General features: G+C 61.6%; 27 protein-coding genes. 17 read left to right on the top strand and 10 right to left on the bottom strand.

Annotated elements, in window-relative coordinates; genetic code table 11:
• From NKH70_RS05100 to NKH70_RS05080, 5 genes are all read right to left on the bottom strand, one after another.
• A complete protein-coding gene (locus NKH70_RS05100) occupies positions 1-1215 on the bottom strand; it encodes a glycosyltransferase family protein (protein ID WP_352468839.1) in 1215 nt (404 codons plus the stop codon).
• 869 nt (positions 1216-2084) lie between these two features.
• Positions 2085-2603 (bottom strand): SRPBCC family protein, encoded by a 519-nt coding sequence (locus NKH70_RS05095; RefSeq protein WP_352715324.1) that lies wholly within the window; start codon positions 2601-2603, stop codon positions 2085-2087.
• The gene (locus tag NKH70_RS05090) at positions 2584-2946 is read right to left on the bottom strand and encodes an ArsR/SmtB family transcription factor (RefSeq protein WP_352912889.1); all 363 of its coding nucleotides are present in this window, start codon (positions 2944-2946) and stop codon (positions 2584-2586) included. The genes NKH70_RS05095 and NKH70_RS05090 overlap by 20 nt, the downstream gene beginning before the upstream one ends.
• A gap of 104 nt (positions 2947-3050) precedes the next feature.
• On the bottom strand, positions 3051-3404 hold the full coding sequence (locus NKH70_RS05085; protein WP_352488411.1) for a hypothetical protein: 354 nt from the start codon (positions 3402-3404) through the stop codon (positions 3051-3053).
• A gap of 486 nt (positions 3405-3890) precedes the next feature.
• Positions 3891-4241 carry a winged helix-turn-helix transcriptional regulator gene (locus NKH70_RS05080; protein WP_353024880.1) on the bottom strand — a complete coding sequence of 117 codons (351 nt, stop codon included), beginning with the start codon at positions 4239-4241 and terminating at the stop codon, positions 3891-3893.
• 134 nt (positions 4242-4375) lie between these two features.
• Between NKH70_RS05080 and NKH70_RS05075 the strand changes: the two genes are divergently transcribed.
• Entirely contained in the window at positions 4376-5230 is an 855-nt protein-coding gene (locus tag NKH70_RS05075) for an SDR family oxidoreductase (protein ID WP_352715318.1), read from the top strand.
• Positions 5231-5288: 58 nt separating this feature from the next.
• On the opposite strand, the gene NKH70_RS05070 is transcribed toward NKH70_RS05075, so the two are convergent.
• Complete coding sequence (locus tag NKH70_RS05070) at positions 5289-7352, bottom strand: N,N-dimethylformamidase beta subunit family domain-containing protein (protein ID WP_352715315.1); 2064 nt, start codon at positions 7350-7352, stop codon at positions 5289-5291.
• Between the two features lie 196 nt (positions 7353-7548).
• On the opposite strand from NKH70_RS05070, the gene NKH70_RS05065 reads away from it, so the two are divergent.
• From NKH70_RS05065 to NKH70_RS05025, 9 genes are all read left to right on the top strand, one after another.
• Entirely contained in the window at positions 7549-8322 is a 774-nt protein-coding gene (locus NKH70_RS05065) for an SDR family NAD(P)-dependent oxidoreductase (RefSeq protein ID WP_352715312.1), read from the top strand.
• 80 nt (positions 8323-8402) lie between these two features.
• Entirely contained in the window at positions 8403-9725 is a 1323-nt protein-coding gene (hisD, locus tag NKH70_RS05060) for a histidinol dehydrogenase (RefSeq protein WP_352715310.1), read from the top strand.
• Positions 9726-9740: 15 nt separating this feature from the next.
• Positions 9741-10763 (top strand): zinc-dependent alcohol dehydrogenase, encoded by a 1023-nt coding sequence (locus NKH70_RS05055; RefSeq protein WP_352912888.1) that lies wholly within the window; start codon positions 9741-9743, stop codon positions 10761-10763.
• 31 nt (positions 10764-10794) lie between these two features.
• Positions 10795-11526, top strand: coding sequence for a histidine utilization transcriptional repressor HutC (gene hutC, locus NKH70_RS05050; RefSeq protein WP_352715306.1), 732 nt, complete (start codon positions 10795-10797; stop codon positions 11524-11526).
• Between the two features lie 225 nt (positions 11527-11751).
• Complete coding sequence (locus NKH70_RS05045; RefSeq protein ID WP_502908316.1) at positions 11752-12753, top strand: ABC transporter substrate-binding protein; 1002 nt, start codon at positions 11752-11754, stop codon at positions 12751-12753.
• A gap of 97 nt (positions 12754-12850) precedes the next feature.
• Positions 12851-13648 carry an ABC transporter permease gene (locus tag NKH70_RS05040; protein ID WP_353024878.1) on the top strand — a complete coding sequence of 266 codons (798 nt, stop codon included), beginning with the start codon at positions 12851-12853 and terminating at the stop codon, positions 13646-13648.
• A gap of 10 nt (positions 13649-13658) precedes the next feature.
• Entirely contained in the window at positions 13659-14441 is a 783-nt protein-coding gene (locus tag NKH70_RS05035) for an ABC transporter ATP-binding protein (protein ID WP_292654399.1), read from the top strand.
• Positions 14442-14646: 205 nt separating this feature from the next.
• Complete coding sequence (locus NKH70_RS05030) at positions 14647-15048, top strand: YciI family protein (RefSeq protein WP_352475767.1); 402 nt, start codon at positions 14647-14649, stop codon at positions 15046-15048.
• Between the two features lie 85 nt (positions 15049-15133).
• A complete protein-coding gene (locus NKH70_RS05025; RefSeq protein WP_352715301.1) occupies positions 15134-16390 on the top strand; it encodes an RNA polymerase sigma factor in 1257 nt (418 codons plus the stop codon).
• Positions 16391-16477: 87 nt separating this feature from the next.
• Here NKH70_RS05025 and NKH70_RS05020 read toward each other — a convergent pair whose 3' ends face one another.
• Genes NKH70_RS05020 through NKH70_RS05010 form a run of 3 tightly spaced genes read right to left on the bottom strand, consistent with a single transcriptional unit; the run spans position 16478 to position 17303 of the window.
• Complete coding sequence (locus tag NKH70_RS05020; protein WP_352715298.1) at positions 16478-16639, bottom strand: hypothetical protein; 162 nt, start codon at positions 16637-16639, stop codon at positions 16478-16480.
• Positions 16636-17061: a type II toxin-antitoxin system VapC family toxin gene (locus NKH70_RS05015; RefSeq protein WP_352715834.1), complete on the bottom strand. Its 426-nt coding sequence runs from the start codon at positions 17059-17061 to the stop codon at positions 16636-16638. The genes NKH70_RS05020 and NKH70_RS05015 overlap by 4 nt, the downstream gene beginning before the upstream one ends.
• Positions 17061-17303: a type II toxin-antitoxin system Phd/YefM family antitoxin gene (locus NKH70_RS05010; RefSeq protein WP_352715296.1), complete on the bottom strand. Its 243-nt coding sequence runs from the start codon at positions 17301-17303 to the stop codon at positions 17061-17063. The genes NKH70_RS05015 and NKH70_RS05010 overlap by 1 nt, the downstream gene beginning before the upstream one ends.
• 198 nt (positions 17304-17501) lie before the next feature.
• On the opposite strand from NKH70_RS05010, the gene NKH70_RS05005 reads away from it, so the two are divergent.
• The 6 genes from NKH70_RS05005 (at position 17502) to NKH70_RS04980 (ending at position 19980) form a co-directional block, all read left to right on the top strand.
• The gene (locus NKH70_RS05005) at positions 17502-17825 is read left to right on the top strand and encodes an ArsR/SmtB family transcription factor (protein ID WP_023716560.1); all 324 of its coding nucleotides are present in this window, start codon (positions 17502-17504) and stop codon (positions 17823-17825) included.
• Positions 17822-18232, top strand: coding sequence for an SRPBCC family protein (locus NKH70_RS05000; RefSeq protein WP_352912885.1), 411 nt, complete (start codon positions 17822-17824; stop codon positions 18230-18232). The genes NKH70_RS05005 and NKH70_RS05000 overlap by 4 nt, the downstream gene beginning before the upstream one ends.
• Before the next feature lie 74 nt (positions 18233-18306).
• Positions 18307-18699 carry a VOC family protein gene (locus NKH70_RS04995; protein ID WP_352715291.1) on the top strand — a complete coding sequence of 131 codons (393 nt, stop codon included), beginning with the start codon at positions 18307-18309 and terminating at the stop codon, positions 18697-18699.
• A gap of 85 nt (positions 18700-18784) precedes the next feature.
• A complete protein-coding gene (locus NKH70_RS04990; RefSeq protein ID WP_292654431.1) occupies positions 18785-19015 on the top strand; it encodes a hypothetical protein in 231 nt (76 codons plus the stop codon).
• 40 nt (positions 19016-19055) lie between these two features.
• Complete coding sequence (locus NKH70_RS04985) at positions 19056-19490, top strand: DUF1801 domain-containing protein (protein WP_353024876.1); 435 nt, start codon at positions 19056-19058, stop codon at positions 19488-19490.
• Positions 19491-19581: 91 nt separating this feature from the next.
• On the top strand, positions 19582-19980 hold the full coding sequence (locus NKH70_RS04980) for a DUF1801 domain-containing protein (RefSeq protein ID WP_292654454.1): 399 nt from the start codon (positions 19582-19584) through the stop codon (positions 19978-19980).
• Here the strand turns inward: NKH70_RS04980 and NKH70_RS04975 are convergent, their stop codons facing one another.
• Complete coding sequence (locus NKH70_RS04975) at positions 19981-20889, bottom strand: dihydrodipicolinate synthase family protein (protein WP_352715285.1); 909 nt, start codon at positions 20887-20889, stop codon at positions 19981-19983. It lies immediately after the preceding gene.
• A 266-nt stretch (positions 20890-21155) separates the two neighbouring features.
• On the opposite strand from NKH70_RS04975, the gene NKH70_RS04970 reads away from it, so the two are divergent.
• A complete protein-coding gene (locus NKH70_RS04970) occupies positions 21156-22253 on the top strand; it encodes a Gfo/Idh/MocA family protein (RefSeq protein WP_352715284.1) in 1098 nt (365 codons plus the stop codon).
• Positions 22254-22259: the final 6 nt, after the last annotated feature.

Here is a 22259-nt window from a genome sequence, read left to right as displayed (position 1 = left end):
TCAGGTCATTCCTTCAATGACCGAAAGGTGATGGCCGGCCCGCCGGTCGAGCAGTTCCGCGACGATTTCGGAAATATGAGGCAGCCCTTCCAGCGTCAGATGCGGATTGCTCTGTGATGGGTGGGGCCGGTCCGGCAGCGCCACCAGTGCATCGGCAAACCGCTGGGAATCCTTGGCTTCCTCCGGCAAAAGCATCTCGATGAGGCCGAGTTCGGCTGCGCGCCGAGCGCGGATCAATTGTTCCTGGCGGGGCTCGACGCGCGGCACGATCAGCGCCGGCTTGTCGAAAGACAGTATCTCGCAATAGGTGTTGTAGCCGCCCATCGCCACTACCGCCTTGGCGCCGGCAATCAGGTCTTCCATGCGGTTGTCGAACTCGATGATCTTGATGTAGGGGATCTTGGACCCCTTCTTGAGCAGCTTGTTGCGCTTGCGCGCCGGCATGTAAGGCCCAAGCACGATCAGGGCTCTATGCTGCAATTGCGGATCCTGCTGATAGGCATCGATGACGTCGTGGATCAGTTCGGCGCCGTCACCGCCGCCACCGGTGGTAACGAGGATATAGTCGCCCTCTGGCCGGTGGCCGGGCAACTCGTTCCGCTGCAGGCTCCGTTGCAAGAAACCGACGAACCTCATCTTTGCCCTGACAGCCGGCGGCACATCCAAGCCGGTCAACGGATCGTAGAAATCCGGCGGGCCATAGGCCCAGACCTTGTCGTAGAAGAGGCCTATCTTGCGCATCACATCCTTGCGTGCCCACTCTGCTTCGAGCAGATGCGGCGCATCCATCACCTCGCGCAGGCCAAGCACCAGAGTAGTGCCCCGCGTCTTGAGGTAGGACAGCGTGTCCTCAATCTCACCGCGCAGGCCGAGCGGTTCCTTGTCGACGATGAAGATATCCGGCCGGAAGGTCTCAGCTGTATGGCGGATGATCGACTGACGCATCCTTAGCGTCTCATGCAGATCGATGTCCTTTTCCAGCGAGGTGTATTCGCCGTTGCGCAGCTTGATGACGCTGGGGATCTTCACGAAGTCGACACGGGCGCGGTAGTCGAAGGCGCCAGCGATAGTCGCACCCGAAATGATAAGCACCTGAAGTCCGCGGAAATCCTCGACCAGCGAATGCGCGATAGTCCGGCAGCGCTGCAAATGGCCGAGCCCGAACGTGTCGTGGCTGTACATGAGAATTCGAGCGTTTTCTGCGTGCTGGGTCATTGTTGAACGTCTCTTAGAATTCTCGCTTTGAGGACCGTGAGCGACCCGACGGCTTCGAAACCATCCTGGTTTTGAAACATGAGGCCGCGATTTTCAATTTGTATTACTTCTGTGGAATGCCTGTCAGATAACTTTCTGATTGCCTGAGTCCGAAACTAGATGGATTGGCGAATATCGCCTCGGCGGGAGCGGGCCGAGACTCCCTGTTGTTGTTTTGGGATGGATGGACGGGGAAAGCGGTGTCCAAAAGATCGGCAGAAGTCATCCCTCTTGATTCCAATAAGCTCCGGTCTCTCCGAACTCGATTGGTCTCGGAGCGGTGAAAGCGAATTCCGCTATCCTGCGCATATAGTCAATTGCCTGATCGGTATACGAAAGGACAGGGTCGCCGGGCGTCGCACGGCGCATGTTGTTGTAGAACTCATTTCGCGCGCCATTGCTCTCGGTCTTGGGGGACCAAAGGTGCTGCCCATCAATCTCTTGACGGGCGGTCTGATTATGATTCACCGACCAGAACTGAGCCATCTATCGCCCAAGCTAGCCGGAATTTCGGCAGGAATCGAGTGGATGCCAGCGCTCACAACACACCGCCTGCAGCAGGGTGTGTGCAACACCGGTTGCTTGTCGATCGCTATGGCCTCTGGCTAATGCCTTAGCTGGGGCGGTGACGGTACTTTTTGAGACGACCTGAGCGCGTCGCCGAACGTCGCGAGGTGCGAAAATCGCTCGATTGGTCCCGATAGTTGGCGAAACCTCAATGAGTTTGATGATTGGCCTCGTAGGTTCACAGAGGGCGGCGACGATCTCGTCGGGGTTCTCTTCCGCCTAGTTGAAGATCCAGGCGGCCGACCGGGAGATCGACGACTTCATCACCATCGCACGCTCGCGCCTAGCGTGACGAGAAGCTCGTCCAGTTGCTCGAACGTCTCGCCCATCGCATCCGCCGCCCCGGTGCCGGCAGCGTCGAGAGCTTCCTTTGAGGGATAGAGCTCGTGCATGACCAGCAGCGTCTTGCCACCTTTTTCCTCGAAGGTCACCGTGGTGATGGGTCCACCGTCACCACCTTCGTCATTGGTCCAGACGAGGCGCGAGTGCGGTGTCACTTCGATATACCTACCGAAGAACTCGTCAGGGTTTGAGGCATCGTGGCCGAACACCAAACGGTACCTGCCCCCGACACGAACATCCATCTCGCAGGAACGCAGGAACATGCCCATCGACTTCGGTGCCCACCACCGCATGAACAGCTCGGGCTTGGTCCAAGCCTCGAACACGGTGCGCGCCGGCGCGTCAAAAGTTCGCGTAACGACCAGCTCCCGGTCGGACTTCCGTTCCACTGTCGTGCGGTTCTTCATGGGGGTGGGCTCACTAGCTCTTGTTTCGTCCATCGACTTTCTCCTTCCGTTTCAATTCCTCGACAACCTTGTCCAACTCGTTGAAGCGTGCGTCCCAGAGCTGGCGGTGCCTCTCGATCCATGCCGCCTCTTCCTCCAGTGCGCGTAGGCCGAGCTTGCAGGTCCGCACGCGCCCGATCTTCTCCGTGGTGACGAGCCCCGCCTGCTCCAAGACGCCGACATGCTTCTTCATGCCCGTGAGGGTCATGTGGAACTTTTCGGCAAGGTCCGTGATCGAAGCGTCTGTACGTCCGAGCTGCTCCAGAATGCCGCGTCGGGTGGCGTCCGAGAGTGCGGCGAACGAGGCATCGAGACGGGTCTGAATATACTGAACCATATGGTTCAGTATTTACCAGACGGGTTGGCGGCGTGCAAGGGGAGGCCGAGTGGGCTGCGTTGCCGGCCGCCCCTTCTGGTAAATCGCAAGCGATTAGCGGATGTTCAAGTCGGAGCAGGGTCGGTGAGGAAGGGCATGATGTCCACGCCGTCTCCTGGGAAGACCGTGAAATGCGGGTGGTTCTCGAACAGGCGGGCGGCGGCATCGATGGTATCGGCCTCGACGACAATATAGCCGCAGAAAGGGTTCACGGCGTCGGCGATGCCGTCCCTGGTAACGCGCCTCGTCTTACCGACCATGCCGCCGCGATCGGGGAAAAATGCGGCATTTCTCTCCTCCCAGTCCGCCCACTGCTGTAGGCCGACGGCATCAATCGCATCCTGCTCGGGCTTAGGCAGGCTACGAAAGCGGGCGAGGTCTTCGGGCTTCATGGTGTAGACGGCAAGAAAACGGGGCATGCGGCGGTTTTTTCTTCATGCTGGCAGAAGCATGCTAGCTTAGTCTCCTGGAGGACCCAAGTCACTGCGCATTACCACCCTCTAAATGCCCGCCCGCTATTTGCGTCAGTCCTGTCGATGCCTATCAGTGAGCGCAGGTCCGAGTTTACGGGCCCTGCCTTGTTCACCCTCGGCGATCGCTCCGGCGCGCCGCATTGCCGTAAACACACCTCGACCAGTCTTTGCTTGAGCGGAGCAACTCCTGATTTCCCGCTTCGGCGAAGTAACCCTCGCCACACTCTCCGATCTCCCAATTGCTGCGTCGGGCCGGTCTGAAGGGGCGTTCAGGCCAACAATGACCCGAGGCTGAAGCTGGCATCCATTTGGAACGCCCGACCTGCCGGCGGGCGGAACTGCTCCACCACCAGATCAACGGGCACATCAAGCGTCATCCCTGTTCGGGGGACAGCCCGAATGCAGTCCGGCCGCCAAACGATGTGCTCACGATCATTCAGCCGAAGAATCACGGAGCAGCAGGCGCGACCCGACGTCCACAATAGACCTGATAGCGGGAAGCAGTTCCTGCCCCAGCGACGTCAGCTCATACTCCACGGTCGGCGGCGATGTCGGCATCACGTTGCGATAGAGGACGCCGCGCTCCTCGAGGTCCCGCAGTCTGCTGGTCAGTACCTTCGCCGAAACGGCTGGGGTATCGCGGCGGAGTTCCGAGAACCGACGCGGGCCTTCGCTCAGGGACCAGAGCACCTCGGGTGTCCAGCAGCCGCCAAGCAGCGCCATGCACCTCGACAAGGGGCAGCCGGCGAGAGCCTTCACCTTTTTTCGCGTCTTGAGAACCATCGCCGTCCGCCATGGGGAGTTTCCAGTTGGTTACCGGAAAATGGTGGTAACCACAAGATACGTGGTTTCCAATGGTAACGATGGCCGCTATTCGAAGGCTCTCCGATCCACGAAACCACGAAATGGACTGAATGATGTACGCAATAACTGGAGCAACGGGACAGCTTGGCCGCCTGGTGATCGAGGCACTGCTGAAGACCATTCCCGCCGACCGGATCGTCGCGGCGGTTCGCAATCCGGCGAAGGCCAGCGATCTGGCAGAGCGCGGTGTCATCGTAAGGGGGGCGGACTACGACCATCCCGACACGCTCGCCGCAGCCTTCGCCGGTGTCCAGAAACTGCTGCTGATTTCGTCGACCGAGGTCAGCGGCCGCCTGCCGCGGCATCAGACGGTGATCGAGGCAGCCCAACGCGCCGGGGTTTCGCTGATCGCTTACACCAGCATGCTGCACGCCGACACGTCTCCCGCAACGCTCGCAATCGAGCATCGCCAGACGGAGGAGGTCATCGCGGCCTCGGGCCTTCCCGCCGTCATCCTGCGCAATGGCTGGTACACCGAGAACCATCTGCTGGCGCTTCCGGCGGCTCTGGAGCACGGCGCCTTCGTCGGCGCCGCGCAAGACGTGCGCTTCTCGTCCGCCGCGCGGCGGGACTATGCCGAGGCCGCAGCCGTGGTGCTGACGACCGACGGCCAGGCGAGGAAAACATACGAGCTCGCCGCAGACCAGGCCTTCACGCTCGCCGAGCTTGCGGCGGAGGTCTCGCGGCAATCGGGCAAGGTTATCGCCTACAACGATCTTTCCCAGGCCGCTTATCAGGATGTGTTGACGGGGGCCGGGCTACCGGCCGACTTCGCTGCGCTTCTGGCCGATACCGACGCTGCAGCCGCACGCGGAGCGTTGTTCGATGACGGAGGCGCCCTGGGGCGGCTGATCGGTCGTCCGACCACCTCGATGCAGAGCCTTGTCGCGGCCGCATTGCGCGGTTGAAGCCGGGGCTCAGAACTCGACGTGCATAGCGCCGCCGGTCGAAAGCGGATACGGGTCTTTAGATTTTCTCGACTGGATTGGGTTCTCCTTTCGTCGCACCGAGGCGGTTGAGCAGATTGAGCGTGATCCTGCCCGCATCGTTCATGGCGCCTGCGGCTGGCAGCGCGCCGCACCAGGCAACCGAGCTTGCCGAAAAGATCAAGCCGCCTGCTGCGAGCTTTCGCAGGGTCATTTCGGCGCAACGGCAGGCGATGCGTTGCGTATCCCCGCCCTCATACCAACGCGTCGGATCCTGGAAGAAGCTGTCGGGAAATCCCGTCGCACGCGCGATCACGACGGTGTCAGCGGAAGTGCCGAGGGCTGGATCCGTCGCATCCACTTCGTAGCCCGCGGCACCGCCCAGCACGATGCCGTCCGTGCCGAAGGTCGCATCTTCAACGCCTTCGAACAGCCATGCGCATCCTGCTTCATGGCTTTCCTCAGTGCGCGTGAAGGGACGCGCGCCTTCGAAGCCCATCAGTGAGATCGCGCCGCCGATCAGCGAGAATTCGCCTCGGCCGCGGGAGCGGAGATAGCCGCCTGGTTCGTTGGTGATCGACAGCGCCTGTGCGGCGACCGGGCCGTCCCAGGTTCGGCCGGCCTCCAGCGGCGAGCGCCGCAGCTCCATCAGATCGTCCTTGAAAGCCACAGTGGCAGCAAAGCCGTTTCCGCCGAGATAGGCGATGCTGCCGCCTTCGGCCACAAACTGCCGCAGCGCCTGCTCCATCTCGATCGACATATATTCGGGGTGACTGCCGGTGACGACGGCTTGATGTCGACGCAGACCGTCTATGCCGCATTCGTGCAAATCGTGATCGGTCATGACGTCAAACACGATTCCATTGTCGTGGCAGAAGCGGAGGAAGTGCAGATCGACCGGCAAATTATGTGGGCAGCCGCAGAGCGGATAATCGTAATCGTCCCTGAGCGTCACTTTCGGCTTTTTGTAGGAGCAGATGGAAACGCCGCTAAGGTCGGAATGGTAGTCGTAAAGAGATTTCAGATTGTTGGCGACCGCGAAGCGATGTCCCCGGTCGTCGCTTTTCCATTCATAAAGATGATCTGGGAGATATTCGTCCGCATAGGCGAGATAGGTGGCCGTCGGCACGAGATACAACAGCGGCGACGAAACCTGTGAAGAGGTGACGAAGAACACCACGCGTTCGTAGCCACCATCCCATTCGATCTGGAACGCGTAGACGCCTGGGCGTACGTTTTCAGGGATCGTCAAGCGGTGCGATGCCGGCCACTCAAGCGGGCCGATGTCGTCGTCGTGGCAATGGATAGCGTCGTAGTGCGACGGCACGAAGCGAGGCTCGAAGCTCGATCCGTCCCAGCGTGCCGAAGTCATGCAGAAGGCTGGCTGATTGATCACATCGAGGAGCAGCGGATCTGCTCCGCCCGACGACAGGATCGGCTGCGTTGGCAACAGCGTCGGGAAATCCCAGGCAACGGTCCCCTGTGGTGTGTCGAGCCGGATCGCGGCAAATTTCGCGTTGAGGGTAGGTTCGTGGTGGGTAGCACTTGCGCCGAAATGGATGCCGTGCGCCTGGAGGTTCCGCGCCGGGCTGCCAAAACCTTCATGGAGTTCGTAAGGCGCGAGAAGATCATGCGATTTGATGCGCAGGCGCGGCTGCTCCTGCCGCAGATCCAACTCGACAGTGAGCCACACACCAGTTGGCGCCTTCTTCTGGACAAAGGTTTCGTCACCGATTTCCAGGACAAATGCGCCGTCGCGGAGGCGCAGCCCGAGGACGCCTGCTTCCAGGATCGTACGCGCACCTTCGTTGCGCGTGAGGAACAGCTCAAAACGAATGCCGTGGACGGCTTGTACTTTGGCCAGCTCGCCGGGTCGGACGAACAGGAACGACCCTTGGTCGAAATACCGATGCTGTGGTTCACCTATCGTTTCGAAGGGCCAAGCGAGAAATTCCGGAGCCGGCTTGTCAAGCCGGCAAATTCGTGTGGCCTTTATCGGCCGATCGCAAGACAGGCTGAGGTTGATCTGCTGGCCTGCTTTGGCACTCCAGGGGGTGGTATAACCAACCACTCTCATCGCGTCGTGGTCTACTGCGCGCTTCATCTATCCTCCCGATGAACTCCAGATGGGCTGGGGCGAACCGCGTAGACCGGTCCGATGTCGGCCAATGCGCTGCCGCTCTGACAAGCAAAGGCCGCATGGCGCACTACCGCCATGATGTACATGCTTGTATAGATAAGCTGCATTCGGATAGTCTCGACGCGATCGGTCCAAGCGCCACATTACCAAGGAGGACGACATGCGCAACGCATCTCTCTTCGATCTGTCAGGCAGGAAGGCGCTTGTAACCGGCGCAAGCCGCGGCATCGGGCGCAGCATCGCCGAGGCGCTCAGCGCGGCCGGCGCCGACGTAGCGATCACGGCGCGCAGCGTGGCCTCGCTCGAGGAGACGATGGCCGCCCTCCGCATCGCCGGCGGGGTCGCGCATGCCGTCGCTCTGGACGTCACCGATGTCGACCGGTGCCGGGCGGCGACAGCCGAGGCCGGCAGCCTGCTCGGAGGTCTCGATATTCTCGTCAACAATGCAGGTATGGAAGAGGTCCGGCCCTCGCTCGACGTCGATGAGGCGCTGTGGGACAGGATTGTCGATACGAATCTCAAAGGCGCCTTCTTCTGCGCCCAAGCCGCCGCGCGGCAGATGAGAGACGCCGGACGGCCCGGCGTCATTATCAATCTCTGCTCGCTGACCTCCGAGGTCGGGGTTCCCACGGCGGTGCCATACGGCTCGTCGAAATCAGGCCTCCTCGGCATGACGCGGGCGCTTGCAGCGGAGTGGGCCGATCTCGGGATCCGGGTCAATGCCATCGCGCCTGGCTATTTCAGGACAGCGATGACAGACGTGTTCTACAGCAACGAGGCATGGCAACAATCGATGCTCGCCAAGATTCCGCAGCGCCGTTTTGGCGATCTCTCGGACCTGCACGGAATCGCGGTGTTCCTCGCTTCGGATGCGGCGGCCTACATAACCGGCCAGTCCATTCCCGTGGATGGAGGCTTTCTCGCATCGATTTGAAGGCTTCAGGGGCTGGAGACGTGTCCCAGAAGTGATCGACAAGCGCTAATCGTAATTGCGTCCTAAGAAAAGGAGCCGCCATGTCTGACGTCAGCTTTCACCGCCTGTCATCCCTCAGTGTCGATCAGCGGGCCAGTTTACTGAAACGTGCCGAAGGAGATCTGTCTTCCTTCATCGAAAAGGTCCGTCCGATCATCCAGGCCGTCAAGGATGAAGGTGACGCGGCCTTGCTCCGGTTTGTACGCGAGCTCGACAAAGCCGATGTTGCCGACGGTGAACTGAAAGTTTCGGAGGCGGAATTCGACGCGGCGTTCGACAAGGTCGACAAGGATGTCGTCGAGAGTATCCGGTTCGGCATCGACAACATCCGGCATTTTCACGAGGAGCAGCGTCCGGAAACAATGTGGCTCAAGGAAGTTCGGCCGGGCGCCTATGCGGGTGACCGATACACACCGATCGCTTCGGTTGCGCTTTATGTTCCGCGCGGCAAAGGCGCCTTCCCTTCGGTGACGATGATGACCTCGGTTCCGGCGGTGATTGCCGGGGTTCCCCAGATCGCGATCGTGACGCCTGCGACTTCGGATGGTTCCGTCGACGCCGCGACGCTGGTTGCTGCCCGCCTCGCCGGCGTGGAGACCGTGTACAAGTGCGGCGGCGCCCATGCGGTCGCCGCCGTCGCCTATGGAACCGAGACTGTGAAGCCCGCCGTCAAGATCGTCGGGCCGGGGAGCCCGTGGGTGGTGGCGGCAAAGAGCGTGTTGTCCCCAATCATCAACACAGGTCTCCCGGCCGGTCCGTCCGAAGCGATTATTTTTGCCGATGACAGCGTCGACGGCGGCCTGGCCGCTCTTGACCTGTTGATCGAAGCCGAGCACGGGCCGGATTCCTCGGCCTACCTGGTGACGCACAGCCGCAAGGTCGCCGAAGCCGCATTGATTGCGATACCGGAACACTGGTCGAGGATGAGCGAACAGCGTGTGGAGTTCTCACGCGCGGTGCTGACTGGGAAGCGCGGCGGCATCGTGCTGACCGAGTCGCTGGAGGACAGCTACCGGTTCATCAACGACTATGCGCCGGAGCACCTCGAGATTCTGTCAACGGAGCCATTTGCGCATCTCGGACGTATTACGGAAGCCGCCGAGATCCTCATGGGTCCGCATACGCCGGTGACCCTTGCCAACTTCGTCCTCGGGCCCAATGCGGTGCTGCCGACCAGCCGGTGGGCGCGAACCTTTGGACCGCTTTCCGTGACGGATTTCGTCAAGAGATCGTCGGTCGGCTATGTGACCTCGGCGGCCTATCCGGAACTCGCCCTGCATGCCCGCAGGCTCGCCCGCTACGAAGGATTCAGCTCGCATGAGAACGCGGTTTCGGAGATCCGCGATCGCTATCTCGCCGGCTGAGCGGAAACGATGATGATGAGGGCGGCGCGACTCCATGGACCCGGCGACTTGCGCGTCGAGGATATCGCCGCGCCAGGCGCTCCCGAGCCAGGCTGGGTGAAGCTGAGGGTCGATGCCGCAGGCATTTGCGGTTCCGATCTTCACAACTTTCGCACGGGCCAATGGATAAGCCGATCGCCTTCGACGGCTGGCCATGAGCTGACAGGCACGGTGATCGCCATCGGCGAGGGCGTGGATACCGTCGCCGTTGGCGACCGAGTGGTCGCCGATTCCCGTTTCTGGTGTGGAGAGTGCGCGCAATGCCATGCAGGCAGGCGGCATCTTTGCACGTCGCTGGGCTTCGTCGGCGAGATATGCGACGGCGGATTTGCCGAACAGGCGGTCCTGCCCGCGCGCCTCCTGCACATCATCGATGCCGCGCTGGACGAACGGATCGCGGCGATGGCCGAGCCGCTGGCTGTAGCGTTGCACGCAGTGCGGCGTCTGCCGAAAACGGCCGGCTCCGTTCTTGTCGTCGGCTGCGGGACTATCGGCGGGCTTGCCGCACTGCTGCTTTCCCGGACATTCGCAGGTACCGTGCTCGTCGCCGATCGCAATCAGGGCCGCTGCGCTCGGGTGGCGCGGGTGACCAGCGCCAGCATCGTCGATTTGAACCGGGACGCCATTGCCGCCGCCACCGCGGATGCCCCCTTGCTCGCTGCCGTCGAAGCGACCGGCAGCATCGCAGCACTCAGCCAGTTGCTCGGCGTTCTCGATGCCGGCGGCACCGTTGCGATGGTCGGCATATTCCATGGGCGCCTCGATATCGATCCCAACATCCTGGTTGAACGCGAAATCGCATTGCTGGGATGCCACGCCTTTGCCGATGAGCTTCCCGACGCCATCCGGATGCTCGGCGAGTTGACCGAGCCCATGGTCGAACTGATCGACCGCGAGATTGGCCTGGATGATGTTCCCGCAGCCTATGAGCGGTTGTTGGCGGGGCAGGGCGATGGCTTGAAAACAATCATCCAGATGCGGTCTGCCGGGCGCGTGTGATTTCCGAACGTTGCCGGAAAGGATTTTTGAAATGATCACTTTGCCCGACACCGCCAGCCCTCTTTACGAGAAGGTCAAGGACTACATCCTGACGAACATCGGAACGGGGCGATGGAGCAAGGACCGGAAGCTGCCGTCCGAAAATGAATTCGTGGCGACACTCGGCGTGTCTCGGATGACGGTCCACCGTGCCTTGCGGGAGTTGACCTCTGCGGGTTTTTTGATCCGGCTCCAGGGCGTCGGCACATTCATCGCGCCACCTCGACCGCAATCCGCACTGATCGAGATCAACAACATCGCGGCGGAAATTGTCGCGCGGGGAAACAGGCATCGCTCCGAGGTTATCGTCCTCGAAAAGATCATGCCGACAAAGGAGCTCGCGCTTTCTTTCGAGTTCGCAAGGCGCGCGTCGGTCTATCATTCCATCGTCGTCAACTTCGAGAACGACCTGCCTGTGCAACTGGAAGAGCGCTTCGTCAACCCGAGCCTGATACCCGACTATGACAAGCAGGACTTTTCCAAGACGGCGACCTACGACTATCTCATGCAAAAAACCCCGGTGACGGAGGTCGAGCACATCATCTCGGCGACTCCTGCCGATGCCGAGACGGCGCGGCATCTGGGCATCGATGTCGCAAGCTGCTGCCTGTTTCTGCATCGCCGGACATGGACGGGCGCCGTCGTTGCCACGATCAGCAAGCTGACTTACGTTGGAAGCCGCTACTCGCTTGGCAGTCGGTATTCTCCGTCCAAAAAGACCTGATCGCAGTGAAGCGAATCAGAGTTGGAAGGAGGGGTCTAACTTGTATATGCATGTATGTATTTAGCCTTGACATCCGCCGTTGCTGACGTTGAAGTGTCGTCGCACTTTCGTTGAACGGACAGCTAAGATGCCGAGGCACGGTGCTGCAAGAGCAGAAGCCCGCATTCTCACCAGGCCGGATGTTTGGTTCAAAAAAGCGGCCTGATCATCAAGGGGAACAAGATGATGCGTAACCTAGCAGGACAATTTCGGGCACTCGTTATGGCTGCTGCCGTCGGGTTTGCCCCGGCGGCCTACGCGGCCGACACGACAATTCCGGCGACGCCTGAGGCAGGAACATTCAAGATCGGCATCGAGCCATGGCTTGGCTATGGCCAGTGGCACGTCGCCGAGGCCAAGGGCCTGTTCAAGGCAAGCGGGCTGTCCGACGTGCAGATCGTGAACTTCGCCGAGGACAAGGACATCAACGCCGCCCTGGCGAGCGGCCAGCTCGATGCCGCCAACATCGCGACCCACACGGCTATGGGCATGGTTGCGGCCGGCCTGCCGGTGAAGATCGTGCTTCTGCTCGACGTCAGCATGACGGCAGACGCCATGATCGCCGGCAAGGACGTCGCCTCCGTCGCCGACCTCAAGGGCAAACAGGTCGCTTTCGAGGAAGGCACGACGAGCGACATCCTGCTCAAATACGCGCTCGCCAAGAACGGCATGTCCATCGCCGATGTCCAGCCGGTACCAATGCCGGCGGCGGATGCCGGCAGTGCGTTGATCGCCGGCCAGGTCCCGGTCGCGGTGACCTATGAGCCCTATCTCACCGCCGCCAGGGCACAGAACAAGGATGTCAAGCTACTCTTCACCGCAGGCGAAGATCCCGGCCTGATCAGCGACGTGTTCGTGGTGCGCGATGAGGTGATCAAGTCGCGTCCTGGCCAGGTGCTTGCCATGATCAAGACCTGGGATGCGGCCCTGAAGGCCTACAACGCCGACACGCCCGACGGCCGGGCGATCATCTCCAAGGCGGTTGGTTCGAGCGTCGAAGACCTCAACACCGCCTTTGATGGCGTGCGTTACTATAGTCTCGCCGAAAACAAGGATGCGCTGATGGGCGAATTCTCCACCAAGATATTCGCCGATGTCGAAGCGGCCGCCAAGAACGCCGGGCTGCTTCAGGCGGACGTGACGCCGGAGCAGATGATCGACCCGTCATTCGTCAAGGCCGCGAAATGACGAGGGCCGGCTCGCGGTGGTGACGCAAATGTCCGAGCAGCGTGCCACCAAAACGAGCCCGTCTCACGCAGTACCGAGGCCGGTGACCAAGCAACCGATGCTCCGTCGCCGCTCCTCCGGGATCGGCGCGGCCATCGCACGCTCGCGCTTCCAGATGATAGCAGTGACCGTCTTTGCCGGCCTCGGCCTCGCCTGGTGGGCGGCAACGGGGCTGGGACTGGTAAAGCCAATTTTCCTGCCCTCGCCGGGAAGCGTGGTGACCCAACTCGGCAAGCTCTCGGGTGACGGCACGCTGTGGCTGGATCTCAGGACCTCGATATACCGTATTTCCATTGGCTTCCTCATCGCCTCGGCATTGGCGATTCCGATTGGCGTGCTGATCGGCAGCTTCAGGACCTGGGAAGCGGCGATCGAGCCGCTTGTGGATTTCATCCGTTACATGCCGGTGGTCGCTTTCGTGCCCCTCTCCATCCTGTGGTCGGGGACAGGCGATGCCCAGAAGTTCCTGATCATCTTCATAGGCACCTTCTTCCAGCAGGTGCTGATGATCATGGACAATGTGAAGCGGGTTCCCGCTGATTTCATTGGCCTTGGCAGGACGCTCGGGCTGCCGGATCGCAAGATCCTGACGCGCATTGTGGTTCCCAGCGCCTTGCCGGGCATCTGGGATACGTTGCGCATCAGTCTCGGCTGGGCCTGGACCTGGCTGGTATTGGCGGAACTTGTCGCGGCGACATCAGGCCTCGGCTACCGCATCACCGTGTCCCAGCGCTATTTCCAGACCAACACCATCATTGGGTACATCCTGCTGCTGGGCGTGCTTGGTCTCATCACCGACCAGGTCATGAAGGCACTGGGAAAAGTGCTGTTCCGGCAGGAAGGCCACGTGCAATGAGGCCAGGCCGATGAGTTTGCCCAAACTGCGGATCAAAGGTCTCCACAAGAGCTTCGGCACTGGCGCGCGGCGCACGGAAGTGCTGCGCGATATCAATCTCGATCTTGCCGACAACGAGTTCGTCTCGCTGGTGGGCACGTCGGGTTGCGGCAAGAGCACGCTGCTGTCGATCGTTGCCGGACTGCAGGATTTCGACGCCGGAGATCTTGCCATCGATGGCGCGCCGATCCTGCAGCCGGGCCTCGACCGCGGCGTCGTCTTCCAGTCCTACACCCTGCTTCCCTGGCTGACGGCGCAGCAGAACATCGAGTTCGCCCTCAAGGCCGCGGGTCATGATCGCGCGACCTGCCGCAGGATAGCACGCGAGCATCTCGATCTGGTCAAGCTCCCGCACAGCGCCAATCGCTATCCGTCCGAGCTTTCGGGCGGCATGAAGCAACGGGTGGCCATAGCGCGTGCTCTTTCCTATCGACCCAAAATGCTTCTGATGGACGAGCCCTTTGGCGCGCTCGATGCCTTGACCAGGCATCAGATGCAGGAACTCCTGACGCAGATCTGGGAGGAGCACAGGCTCACCGTGCTCTTCGTCACCCATGATGTGGAAGAAGCCGTCTACTTGTCGGACCGCATCATCGTGATGGGGATCGGCCCGGGACGCATCATGCAGACCTTCAATGTCGACATCGAGCGCCCGCGCCGGGAAGAGGTCATGGAAACCCCGGCCTTCATGGATTTGCAGCGCAGCGTGCACAAGGCGATCCGCGAGGCCTCAAAACGTCCCGAAATGGTTTAGGCGGGCCACTCAATTACTTACAATCGGCGACCAGCGTTGCGCCCAATCTCGATATCGCGCCATCGCAAATTCCCGACCAGGGGAGCCGCCATTGGCGTCCTGCTCCTCAACCTCGAAAAAAATTTGCAGGACAATGTCGATTTCCTAAACTCCGTTCGTCGTTTCGATGCCGGCCGGTGAGGCCGGCTCAACAAGGAGACAGACGATGCGTGTGATGGTGCTCGTGAAGGCTACCGAGGACAGCGAAAAGGGCTTTCTCCCCACGCCCGAGGCGAAGGAAGCGATGGAGGCGATGGGCAGATTTAACGACGAGCTGCGCAATGCCGGCATCTTGCTCGACGCCGACGGCCTCAAGCCCTCCTCGCAGGGCAAGCGCGTTGCGTTCGATGGTCCCCGCCGGACGGTCATCGACGGGCCTTTCGCCGAGACCCGCGAACTGGTCGCCGGCTTTTGGCTCTGGGAAGTCAAGGACATGGACGAGGCGGTCGCCTGGGTGAAGCGCTGCCCCAATCCCATGCCGGGACCGAGCGAGATTGAAATCCGGCCGCTGTACGAGATGGCTGATTGGCAATGGGAATCTGACGCCGGAGGTCACGGAAATCCATGACCGGACGCGCGAGAAGCGCAGCGGCAACTGAGACTGTCGGCCGCAACCTGCTTGCCTCCATTATGGCTTTGGCCGACAAGGCAGCATGACCGCAGGCGAGACGCAGCAGGCGATCGAGGCGATTTTTCGCATTGAACGGGCCCGGCTCATTGCGGGCCTGGTCCGCCTCGTGCGCAATGTCGACCTTGCAGAGGAACTGGTGCAGGACGCCCTCGTCATAGCCCTGTCCGAATGGTCCAGGGCCGGCGTTCCGGCCAATCCCGGCGCTTGGCTGATGACGGTCGGCAAACGCCGCGCCATCGACGCGATCCGTCGCGACAAGATGCGCGAGCGCAAGCATGAGGAGATCGCGCGGGAGCTGGACGGCGAGTGCGACGGTACGGCCGAGGGAAACGAAATGGCCATGAACGACGATCTTGGCGACGAGCTGCTGGGCCTCATCTTCACAGCCTGCCACCCCATACTTTCGGCCGACGCCCGCGCGGCGCTCACGCTGCGCGTCATCGGCGGCCTGACGACGGACGAGATCGCCCGTGCTTTCCTGTCAAGCGAGGTGACGATCGCCCAGCGCATCGTCCGCGCGAAGAGGACGATCGGAAAGGCCGGGCTCAGCTTCGAGGTGCCGCGCGGCGCCGAGCGTGCGGCGCGTCTGTCCTCGGTGCTGGAGGTCATCTATCTCATCTTCAATGAAGGCTATGCTGCCACGGCCGGCGACGACCTTGTCCGGCCGGGCCTGTGCCTGGAGGCACAACGGCTGGGCCGCATGCTGGCGGGGCTGATGGCCGAGGATGCCGAGGTGTTCGGCCTGCTGGCTCTAATGGAAATCCAAGCATCGCGCCTGCCGGCACGCATCGGGCCGGACGGCGCCCTCTTGACCCTGACCGAGCAAAACCGCGCGCGCTGGGACCAGTTGCTGATCCGCCGAGGCCTTGACGCGCTGGCCCGTGCCGAAGCCCTCGGGGGCGATGGCCCCTATGTGTTGCAGGCCGCGCTTGCAGCCTGTCACGCGCGGGCGCGCAGTCCGGCCGATACCGACTGGCCCCGCATCGCAGCGCTCTACGACCGGCTGCGTGCAGTGATGCCCTCGCCGGTGGTCGATCTCAATCGGGCGATCGCCCACAGCATGGCCTTCGGGCCCGAAGCGGGCCTGCGGCTGGTAGACGAGATTGCCGACGCCGCCGCCTTGCGCAATTATGCGCCATTGCCAGCGGCGAGGGGCGATTTTCTGTTTCGGGCCGGCCGGCTGGCCGAGGCCCGCGCCGAATTCGAGGCTGCGGCCAAGCTCACCCGCAACGTGCGCGAGGCGGCCTTTCTCCTCGCCCGCGCAGACGCTTGTGGTTGACAGCATCGCTCTCCGTGCCTGAAGCGCCGCTCGGCAACATCGAAAGCCGCCAGTTCGCTCACGGCCAGCTCCCTTCAATGAGCGCGATCAGCTCGCAACGCGAAAGGGATTAACGATGCGCAAGCCTTCGTCGAGCGCCATTGCGTGCTGCATGTCCTCTGACAAAAGTGTATCGCAGCCAGCGTGAATCGAGCCAATCGGTTTTCGCGGCTTGGGTATATTCATTTTGGAGGAGAGGGCCTCGATCATGCCAGCAACTGCGTCGGCACGCCGATAATCGGTCCTGCCTCGGCGAGCCGCTGGTCGAGGGTCCACACCGTGGCGCCATGCTCCGATGCCGCCGCGAGGTGCAGGGCGTCGCCAGCACGAAGCCCGAGCATATGTTGATCGGCGAATTTCGCGGCGACCCGAAAATGCCCGCCCGTCACCGGCAGCATGGTGAAGCTCTCAGCGACCAGCTTATTGAACATCGCGAGCGCTGCAGCGCGCTGCTCCAGGTCGATCTGTCCGGTCCGAAGCTTGGTCGCCATGGCGGAGGATATCTCGGTGATGGTCCAGTCGCTGATCACAAGTTGCGCTGGGTCCTGCTCCGCCAGCCAGCCCTGAACGCGCGCGGTGATGGCTTCGTTGGATAGCGCCGCGACGATCAGCGAAGTATCGAGATAGAACATCAATAGCGATCGCCATCTCGCATCGATCGCACCAGATCGGCGGCAACCTGGGCCTGCAGAGGCATGGTTGCGGTCAGGGATTGGAGCAGGCCGGCGTCGATCCGTTTGCGAGGGCGGGCCACGGCCGTGAGCCTGGCGACCGGCTTGCCACGCCGGGTTATGTCGATCGAGTCTCCAGCCTCGACCCGGTCGACGAGCTCACTCAGATGTGCCTTGGCGTCCGCCAAATTGACCGCGTCCATCTCAGCTCCTGACCATGTAGATGGTCATGTAGCGCATAACGCGTGACAATTCCAGTGCAGAGCACGGCGAATGAGCAACTGGCTGCGTGAGCGAAGCAGGTGATCGCTCCTGCAACGAGAATTATGCCGCTTCCCGCTTGACTCATACATATCCCGATGGTTATACATCGATCAATAGCCGAAGGGTTATCGATCCCAATGCCAAACGCTCACGATGTGCTCTTCAGAACGCTTGCCGATCCGACTCGGCGCGCTATTTTTGAGCGACTGTGTCGTGAAGGAGAGCAGACGGTCGGGGCTCTGACGGCTCAGGCCGGGATCTCGCAACCGGCCGTGTCAAAACATCTCGGCGTTTTGAGGCAAGCCGGGCTCGTGCGCGACCGCCATGCAGGACGGCAGACCCATTATAGCGCGCAGCTTGCTGCGCTTGCCCCCCTGATCGACTGGACAAGCCAGATGACCGGGTTCTGGCAGAGCCGGTTCGACGACCTCGAAGACCTGCTCAAAAGGATGGACCAGTGAACGAAATGGCGACCGAAACGCTCTCCGTCATTGTCGAACGGGAAATCGCTTATCCGCCCGAGAAGATCTGGCGCGCACTCACCCAACCACATCTGATCGAAGAGTGGCTCATGAAAAACGACTTCAAACCTGTCGCGGACCACCGTTTCAATCTTCACGCAGCCTGGGGCTCTGTCGAATGTCAGGTCCAGACGGTCGAGCCGAACAGAACGCTGACTTACACGTGGGATACCAAGGATCTCAAGAGTGTCGTCTCCTGGACCCTGACCCCCACGAGCACCGGAGCCCGCTTGCGCATGGAACAGTCGGGCTTCCGGCCGGATCAGCAGCCTTACTTCCGGGGTGCCAAAGTCGGCTGGCCGAGGTTCTTTGACGATCTGGAGCAGGTTCTGGCGCGGACGGACTGAGATCCGCGGGCGCTATTCAAGCAAGGGCTCTGTTACAGAGCGGCAGATGGCGGGGCGATAATGGAGGCAAGCCAATGAAGATCAAGTTGACCAAAGTATACGTGGACGACCAGGAAAAGGCTCTGGGTTTCTACACCGAAACGCTCGGCTTTACGAAGAAGGCCGATTTCAGCAATGGGCCGTTTCGCTGGCTGACCGTCGCATCAGCCGACGGGCCGGACGGTGCCGAGCTGCAACTCGCGCTCAATGACAACCCGGCCGCAAAGACCTATCAGAAAGCCATTTTCCAGCAGGGCCAGCCCGCGGTCATGTTCTTCACCGACGACATCAAGGGCGACTACGAGCGCATCAAAGCGCGCGGCGCCGAGTTCACCATGCCGCCGACCGAAGTAACCGGCTCGACCATCGCCCAGCTGAACGACAACTGCGGCAATCTCGTTCAAATCACCCAGCTGGCGCGCTGGTAAAGCACGCGTTCAGTGGCGTGGCTGCCCGGCGAGAGCCGCCAAACGGGCCGCCCGATCCGCTCGTTCGTCTTCAGAGGAGGTCTCAATGGATTGGAACAAATGGGTTCGGCAGATCCACCGCTGGCTGTCGATTATCTTTGCGGCGGTCGTCGCCGCTATCTTCATCAGCTTGGGAGCAGGCAAGGAACCCGCCTACTGGGTATACCTCTTGCCGCTGCTTCCGCTAGGCTTGCTCCTGCTTACCGGTCTGTACATGTTCGTGCTGCCTTACGCGCCCAAGTGGCGCAGCGCGGGGGGCACCGGCGCACTGGAGTGAATGCATGGCCAATAAGACGTCTATCGAGTAATCGGCGGTCGTGAAGAAGCCAGCCGCGAAGCCTGCAGCCGCAAAGCCGGTCCTCCTCGCAGGCGGCAACCCGCAGATCCCGAAGGGTGATGGTGACGCTCCTGTGCAGGCCTACATCGCGGCCATGCCGGGCTGGAAACGCGACGTCGGGCGCCGCCTCGACGCACTCATCGAGCACAACGTTCCCAACCTGCGCAAGGCCGTCAAATGGAACTCGCCCTTCTATGGCGTAGAGGGTCAAGGCTGGTTCCTCAACTTCCATTGCTTCACAAAGTACATCAAGCTGGCCTTCTTCCGCGGCACGTCGCTGCAGCCTGTCCCTCCAGGCGAGTCCAAGCACAAGGACGTGCGCTACCTCGACATCCGCGAGGACGACCAGCTCGACGAAGCTCAACTCACCGACTGGGTAAAGCAAGCCAGCCAGTTGCCTGGCGAGCGAATGTGAGTGGAATGCCAGTCATTCCCGCAAACCCGGTGCCGACTAGCGGTATTCATCTGACGGGCGAGCGGCAACAACCGCAGGGAAAGCGACAATGATGATGAAGAGTGGCTCTATGGAAGGAAATGCAGAGAGCTCTCCCTCTCAGCTGATCGATGCGAGGATCAGTGAGCTGGGCGATTGGCGAGGCAAGACGCTTTCCCATGTCCGCGCTCTCGTCAAGCAGGCTGACCCGGAAGTGGTCGAGGAGTGGAAGTGGCGAGGTGTTCCGGTGTGGTCGCACGCCGGAATAATCTGCACCGGCGAGACCTACAAGAACGTCGTGAAGGTGACCTTCGCAAAGGGCGCCTCCCTGCCGGATCCTTCAGGCCTGTTCAACTCCAGCCTTGAAGGCAACACCAGGCGCGCCATCGATATCCGTGAGGGCGAGGACATAGATGAGAATGCGTTCAAGGCGCTGATACGCGCTGCTGCCGCCCTGAACACGGCCCGATAGTCAGCTCCGGCCGATATGGTCGGCTAGCGGGCCGAGAGCGGCGAGCAAAACTTCGCCGGTGGCTTGCGTCGCGTTCTCATGCGGCGCGCGCAGGTTCAGCCAGCGACTGTCGCCAGACCGTACCGCCAGCACTGCCTTCATCGCGGAGATGAGGCCGGCGTCCTGGATGATTTTGCGGAACGCCTTGATGGCGGCATCCGCGTCGGTAGTGTCCTCTCCCGCCAGCGCTGCGTCGTAGAGGGCCCGGATCGCTGCGGCATTCAGATTGACTGTCGCCGAGATGCAGCCGGCAGCACCGTGGGCGAGGCCTTTGGTCAGCTGTGCTTCCGAGCTCGGGAAGACCGCGACCCTTGGTGCCGCGGCAATGACCTCGGCGGTGTTGTTCCAATCGCCGGCGCTGTCCTTGTAAGCCACCACGACATCGGGAAACGCTTCGCTCAATCGGGCGGTCAGCGCCGGGCTCACCGGTACGCCGGAATTCTGCGGGATATGGTAGAGGATCATCCTCATCGCCGGGTTCGCCACCCGTCCGATCAGCTCGCTGTAGTAGCGGGCCTGACCGTTGTCGCCGGCGGCCGTATAGAAGAACGACGGCAGCACCATCACCCCGGCACAGCCGAGACCGACCGCATGCGCGGTCAGCTCGACGGTTTCGGCAAGTGCTGTGACGCCAGTGCCGGGCATCAGACTGCCCGGCGAAATGCCAGCCTCGACCAGCCACTCCAGCGCTTGCATGCGCTCGCGCAACGAGACGGACAACGCCTCGCCCGTGGTACCGAACGGCGACAGGAAATGCGCTCCCTGATCCAGCACCCACTTGGCGTGTGATATCCAGAGGTCGCGGGCAATGCGGCCGTCGTTCTCGAACGGCGTCAGGATCGGTGCGATGGTTCCTTGCGGGCGGATCATGTGCGTCCTTCTACCGGTGAAAATCTGTGCAGTGCTCAACGCCCGGCAACAAGAGTGTCGAGCAAGCTACATGAAGCAGTGTTGCTGAGTACCGGCCGTTCGGCCTCGAAAGCAAGCGGCTCGCGCATAGACGCGCGATTGTGATCGGGCGGCGGTTCTGAGGCCCTCGAGGTATATCCTTGTCACGGGACAACGTCGTCTGGCCGAAAGGGGGGTGACAAACGAGTTCTGCTGTTTCATCAATGCCGCCTTTTGAGGAGAAGCCCATGCGGAGGATCGGTGTCGGCATTATCGGCTGCGGCAACATTTCGGATGCCTATCTGAAGGCGTCGCCACAATTTCCGGTGCTCGACATTGTCGGCGTCGCCGACATCAATCGGACGGCGGCCGAGGCCAAGGCAGCGGCCTACGGCCTGGCTGCCATGCCGGTCGACGCGCTGTTGGCCGATCCGCGCGTCGAGATCGTGGTCAATCTGACGACGCCGCAGCATCATGTGCCGGTCGGCCTGCAGGCTGTCGGGCAAGGCAAGCACGTCTATTCGGAGAAGCCGCTGGCAACGACGCTCAACGACGCCGAGCGGCTCGTTGCGGCCGCACGCGAACAGGGCGTGCGTGTCGGCTGCGCACCCGACACCTTTCTTGGCGGCTCCCACCAGACGGCGCGGCGGCTGGTCGATGAGGATACGGTTGGGACCATTGTCGCCGGCACTGCCTTCATGCAGGTGCCCGGCCACGAGCTCTGGCATCCCAATCCGGATTTCTACTATCAGCCCGGCGGTGGGCCGATGCTCGACATGGGACCGTACTATCTGACCTGCCTGGTTAACCTTCTGGGTCCGGCAAAATCGGTGATCGGGCAGGCAAAGTCATCCTATCCCACCCGCACCATCGGTTCTGGACCGCGCCAGGGCGAAACGATCCAGGTCGAGGTGCCGACCCATATTTCCGGCCTGCTCACATTCGAGAATGGCGCCGCGGTCTCGATCACCACCAGCTTCGACGTCTGGAAGCATGAACACAATCACATCGAACTTTACGGAACCACCGGCTCGATGATCGTCTCCGATCCCAATCAGTTCCAGGGCGACATCAGGACCAGCCAGCGCAAGGGCGACTGGACCGTGGCCGATCAGATCCATTCCTATGGCGACGGCAATTACCGGGGCCTCGGCCTTGCCGACATGGCGCAGGCGATCGTCTCCGGCAGACAGCACCGTGCTAGTCTCGATCTTTCCCTCCATGTCCTGGAAATCATGGAATCGATCATCTCTTCAGCAGAGATAGGGCAGCGTATCGACCTGAGATATGGCTGCGCCCGGCCGGCGCCGATGCGCGCCGACCTGCCTTTCGGAATTCTGGAATAGGGAATA

Origin of the sequence: Mesorhizobium sp. M0991 (assembly GCF_040318915.1) — a bacterium.
Lineage (GTDB): Bacteria > Pseudomonadota > Alphaproteobacteria > Rhizobiales > Rhizobiaceae > Mesorhizobium.
This window is presented reverse-complemented; position numbering and strand designations above follow the sequence as displayed.

Coding starts and splice junctions, on each gene's coding strand:
- NKH70_RS05100 (WP_352468839.1), bottom strand. CDS start 1,215: ATGACCCAGCACGCAGAAAACGCTCGAATTCTCATGTACAGCCACGAC.
- NKH70_RS05095 (WP_352715324.1), bottom strand. CDS start 2,603: ATGGACGAAACAAGAGCTAGTGAGCCCACCCCCATGAAGAACCGCACG.
- NKH70_RS05090 (WP_352912889.1), bottom strand. CDS start 2,946: ATGGTTCAGTATATTCAGACCCGTCTCGATGCCTCGTTCGCCGCACTC.
- NKH70_RS05085 (WP_352488411.1), bottom strand. CDS start 3,404: ATGCCCCGTTTTCTTGCCGTCTACACCATGAAGCCCGAAGACCTCGCC.
- NKH70_RS05080 (WP_353024880.1), bottom strand. CDS start 4,241: ATGGTTCTCAAGACGCGAAAAAAGGTGAAGGCTCTCGCCGGCTGCCCC.
- NKH70_RS05075 (WP_352715318.1), top strand. CDS start 4,376: ATGTACGCAATAACTGGAGCAACGGGACAGCTTGGCCGCCTGGTGATC.
- NKH70_RS05070 (WP_352715315.1), bottom strand. CDS start 7,352: ATGAAGCGCGCAGTAGACCACGACGCGATGAGAGTGGTTGGTTATACC.
- NKH70_RS05065 (WP_352715312.1), top strand. CDS start 7,549: ATGCGCAACGCATCTCTCTTCGATCTGTCAGGCAGGAAGGCGCTTGTA.
- hisD (WP_352715310.1), top strand. CDS start 8,403: ATGTCTGACGTCAGCTTTCACCGCCTGTCATCCCTCAGTGTCGATCAG.
- NKH70_RS05055 (WP_352912888.1), top strand. CDS start 9,741: ATGAGGGCGGCGCGACTCCATGGACCCGGCGACTTGCGCGTCGAGGAT.
- hutC (WP_352715306.1), top strand. CDS start 10,795: ATGATCACTTTGCCCGACACCGCCAGCCCTCTTTACGAGAAGGTCAAG.
- NKH70_RS05045 (WP_502908316.1), top strand. CDS start 11,752: ATGCGTAACCTAGCAGGACAATTTCGGGCACTCGTTATGGCTGCTGCC.
- NKH70_RS05040 (WP_353024878.1), top strand. CDS start 12,851: ATGCTCCGTCGCCGCTCCTCCGGGATCGGCGCGGCCATCGCACGCTCG.
- NKH70_RS05035 (WP_292654399.1), top strand. CDS start 13,659: ATGAGTTTGCCCAAACTGCGGATCAAAGGTCTCCACAAGAGCTTCGGC.
- NKH70_RS05030 (WP_352475767.1), top strand. CDS start 14,647: ATGCGTGTGATGGTGCTCGTGAAGGCTACCGAGGACAGCGAAAAGGGC.
- NKH70_RS05025 (WP_352715301.1), top strand. CDS start 15,134: ATGACCGCAGGCGAGACGCAGCAGGCGATCGAGGCGATTTTTCGCATT.
- NKH70_RS05020 (WP_352715298.1), bottom strand. CDS start 16,639: ATGATCGAGGCCCTCTCCTCCAAAATGAATATACCCAAGCCGCGAAAA.
- NKH70_RS05015 (WP_352715834.1), bottom strand. CDS start 17,061: ATGTTCTATCTCGATACTTCGCTGATCGTCGCGGCGCTATCCAACGAA.
- NKH70_RS05010 (WP_352715296.1), bottom strand. CDS start 17,303: ATGGACGCGGTCAATTTGGCGGACGCCAAGGCACATCTGAGTGAGCTC.
- NKH70_RS05005 (WP_023716560.1), top strand. CDS start 17,502: ATGCCAAACGCTCACGATGTGCTCTTCAGAACGCTTGCCGATCCGACT.
- NKH70_RS04995 (WP_352715291.1), top strand. CDS start 18,307: ATGAAGATCAAGTTGACCAAAGTATACGTGGACGACCAGGAAAAGGCT.
- NKH70_RS04990 (WP_292654431.1), top strand. CDS start 18,785: ATGGATTGGAACAAATGGGTTCGGCAGATCCACCGCTGGCTGTCGATT.
- NKH70_RS04980 (WP_292654454.1), top strand. CDS start 19,582: ATGATGAAGAGTGGCTCTATGGAAGGAAATGCAGAGAGCTCTCCCTCT.
- NKH70_RS04975 (WP_352715285.1), bottom strand. CDS start 20,889: ATGATCCGCCCGCAAGGAACCATCGCACCGATCCTGACGCCGTTCGAG.
- NKH70_RS04970 (WP_352715284.1), top strand. CDS start 21,156: ATGCGGAGGATCGGTGTCGGCATTATCGGCTGCGGCAACATTTCGGAT.